5 protein-coding genes are annotated in these 3,177 nt (G+C 69.1%); all 5 read left to right on the forward strand.

All coding sequences use genetic code 11. The features are described 5' to 3' along the window. Nucleotides 1–545 precede the first annotated feature (545 nt). On the forward strand, nt 546–1,304 hold the full coding sequence (locus tag QZY44_RS29565; protein WP_295456229.1) for a DsbC family protein: 759 nt from the start codon (nt 546–548) through the stop codon (nt 1,302–1,304). Next, complete coding sequence (locus QZY44_RS29570; RefSeq protein ID WP_295456230.1) at nt 1,301–1,528, forward strand: conjugal transfer protein TraV; 228 nt, start codon at nt 1,301–1,303, stop codon at nt 1,526–1,528. Before QZY44_RS29565 ends, QZY44_RS29570 begins: the two co-directional genes overlap by 4 nt. After that, complete coding sequence (locus QZY44_RS29575; RefSeq protein WP_295456231.1) at nt 1,525–1,914, forward strand: TraV family lipoprotein; 390 nt, start codon at nt 1,525–1,527, stop codon at nt 1,912–1,914. Before QZY44_RS29570 ends, QZY44_RS29575 begins: the two co-directional genes overlap by 4 nt. An 88-nt stretch (nt 1,915–2,002) precedes the next feature. Continuing rightward, nucleotides 2,003–2,350 (forward strand): TraA family conjugative transfer protein, encoded by a 348-nt coding sequence (gene traA, locus QZY44_RS29580; protein WP_295456232.1) that lies wholly within the window; start codon nt 2,003–2,005, stop codon nt 2,348–2,350. Nucleotides 2,351–2,518: 168 nt separating this feature from the next. After that, a partial coding sequence (locus QZY44_RS29585; RefSeq protein WP_295456233.1) for a conjugal transfer protein TraC occupies nt 2,519–3,177 on the forward strand: 659 nt, incomplete at its 3' end.

A 3,177-nucleotide genomic window follows, 5' to 3' on the forward strand; every position in this document is an offset into this window, starting at 1 on the left:
GGTCGGCACCGTGCGCGACTGGGAGCAGGGGCGCTTTCCGCCCCCCGGCAGTGCGCTGCTGGTGGCACGGCTGGCGGTTGAGCATCCCGAGGTGTTGCGGCCTTATTCCGCGGCCAGTTGAGCGCGCGGCGCTGGCGGTCTCGCAGCACCCTCCCGGAAAGCATTCATGAACTGCCGCTCGTAGGAATCGGACGATCGACCGAAATAGGTCGGGTCCGGTCAGTCAAGGGCCGTCTCTCGCGTGGCAAGACACCCGGCTGCACGTCATCACCGAGCCCAACAGGCTCCTTGTGTCGGTCGCGCTCTTCGTCAGTGACCCAGCTCGCACCTCGGGGAGCCCGCCCGGAGGGTTGAGCCCCTTGGTTCGGCGGAGTCCAGTCCCAACAACGAAAGTGCCCAGGCTCAATGGCCCCGGCCGTTCGGGTGAGCGGCTGAACCTCCGTTTCCCGCATTCCCCCCAAAAAACCGAACCTTCAGCTCTCACACCCACCCCCCCTGATCGGGCACCCTGACGGCACCTTCACAGCCGGTCCGGGTTTCCGTCAATGCGCTTCTCCAGGTTTTCAGGGCTTCTCGCCGCGGCACTCGCCGCGCCGCCCCACGCCCTCTGGGCCGAGCCCGCCGCCACCTTGGGTACGATCCTGGGCAGCCGCGATACCGCGATCCGTCGCATGGCCCGGCTGCCCGTCGGCGGCCTCCAGGCGGTGGAGACCAACGACGGGCAACTCCTGTTCATCTCCGACACCGGGCGCTACGTGGTCCGGGGCAAGGCCTACGACCTGTGGCATGGTGTGGCCTTGACCTCGCTCGCCCAGGCCGAGGACCTGGCCGGGCGCATCGACCTCAGGCATCTGAAACTCGACGTCGCCGACCTGGGTGCACTCGACCTCGGCACCGGTCCTGATGTCGTGGCCTTCGTCGACCCGCAATGCCCCCATTGCGCCTCCTTCTTCAAGGACCTGGCGTCACTGGCGGACCGCTATCGGTTCCGGTTGATCCCCTTGCCCATCGCCGAGGACTCCCAGTCCGAGGTCCTGGCCTTGCACTGCCTGGCCAGCACCGACCGCGCCGCCGCGCTCGCGGCACTCCTTGAACACCGTGCCGACGTGCCTGCGGCAACCGGCACCTGCGGACAGCAGACGGCCCAGCGCACCCTGATCACGGCGCAGATGTTCGGGGTGAGGGGCACTCCCTTCGTGATCGCGCCCGACGGGCGCATCCACCAGGGCCGCCCGGACGACCTCGCCGGTTGGCTCGCCGGCACGCCGACCGGAGCGCCCAAGACCGGGGAGGGCGGACAGTGAGGCGCGCCGGATGGTTCTGGCTGCTGGTCGCCGTGCCCCCGCTGATGGCACTGGCAGGATGCGCCAGCGACAACGCGCAATTCGCCTGTCCCGGTTTCCCCAGTCGGCCGCTGTGCCTGCCCACCTCCGAAATCTACCGCCTGACGGACGGTGCAGGCCCACCGCCCGCGTCGGAACGCCGCCCGAGTGCGATCACGACCACCACCAGCGGGAGTTTCCTATGAAACGAACCGGCATCTGCATTGCGCTCACCCTGCTCGGCTCCCTGGCCGGCTGCGCCACGTTCCAACACCCAGGCCCGACGGTCGCCGGACCGGATCAACGCCCCGCGCAATTCGCACCCAAGCGGGTGTCGTCCACCACGATGGCCGTCTGGCTCGCGGCCTGGGAGGAGGACGACAAGGGCGATCTACACGCGCCGACGACGGTGTATGTCGAGGTGGACCCCACGCGCTGGAGCTACGCCGACCAGTCCACGACTTCGCGTTACACCGTGCTGCGCCCGCTGCAAGTGGAACAACGCCCGGCCGATGGGGGCGAGGGCCGTGGTGCCGCCCCCCAACCACCAACCCAGTTACCGGTTCCGCCTGGCGCTCGGCGCGGGGCCTAGTGAATCCAGTGGCTTGGCGCACTGCGCCGGGTTACCGGCAACCCGCCGGAACCCCGGCAGTCATCGTCCTGCGCGAGAAGGAAACCCTATGAAATCACACGCACTCCAGCTGGGGCTCTCGCCCCGGCAACACACGACGCTGCTGGCCCTCGGCCTGCTGGCGTTGGTGGCCACCCTGATGCTGGTGTCCCACCCCAGCTTTGCCGGCACCGGGGGCGCTGAGTTCAACCCGCTCTACACCAAGCTGTCGGACTGGATGACCGGCTATCTGGGCCGTGTGGTGGCGGCGGTGTTCATCATCGTCGGGCTGGTGGCGGGGGTCGCCCGCGGGTCCGTGATGGGTTTTGTGTTCGGGGTCGCGGCCGGGACCGGTCTGTTCCTGGCGCCGAACGTCATCGACGCCACGGTGTCCGCCACCCTGCCGCTGATCTCGTAAGCCGGAACCGCTCGCATCGCCGGCCCGCGAGCCGGGCCGCCACCTGATCACCCTTTCCGCCCCCGCGTGGTCAGTCCTGGCGGCCCGCTCAGACACCGGGCGGGGCGTCCTACACCCCGCCCGCCATCCGTCTCAATCGCCGTCAGCCACCCCCAGCGGAGAACCTCTTTGATCCATCGCCAGTTTCGCGGTTCGCGTGCGGCCGAACTCTTTCCGGTGCTGGCCTATGAACCCGGCCAGCAACTCTTCATCCTGGACGACCTGTCCCTGGGCTTCGGCTTCGTCTGCGAGCCGCTGTCGAGCGCCGATCGCGCCCAGGCCGATCGGCTGTCGGTGTTGATGAACCTGGACTGGCCGTCGGAGACGCTGGTGCAGATCGCCCTGTGGGCGTCGCCCGATATCGAAGAACGGCTGGCCCGGATGCAGGCCCTGCGCATCGGCCACGGCGACGAGCTGCTGCGCGAGTCGACCCAACGGCGCGCCGAGTTCCTGCGGGCCGGGACCGAGGCCCCGCTGGGACCGGCCAGCGAGCTGCGCCTGCGCGACCTCCAGGTCATCGTCACCGTCAAACTGCCCATCGCCGAGGGCAAGCCAACCGAGCGCGAGACCACCGAGGCCGCCGTCCTGTGCGCGACGGCGCTGCAAGTCCTGAAGACGGCCGGGTTGCGGCCGGTCGTGCTCACGGCGGATCGCTATGTGCGTCTCATGTCGACCCTGCTGAACTGGGACCCCCAGGCCGGCTGGCGCGACCGGATCGTACCCGAGTGCGACCCGGACCGGCTCATCCGCGAGCAGTTCATCGACCTCACCCACGCGCTGGAGGTGGA

The sequence above is a fragment of the uncultured Thiodictyon sp. genome (assembly GCA_903837595.1).
Taxonomy (GTDB): Bacteria; Pseudomonadota; Gammaproteobacteria; order Chromatiales; family Chromatiaceae; genus Thiodictyon.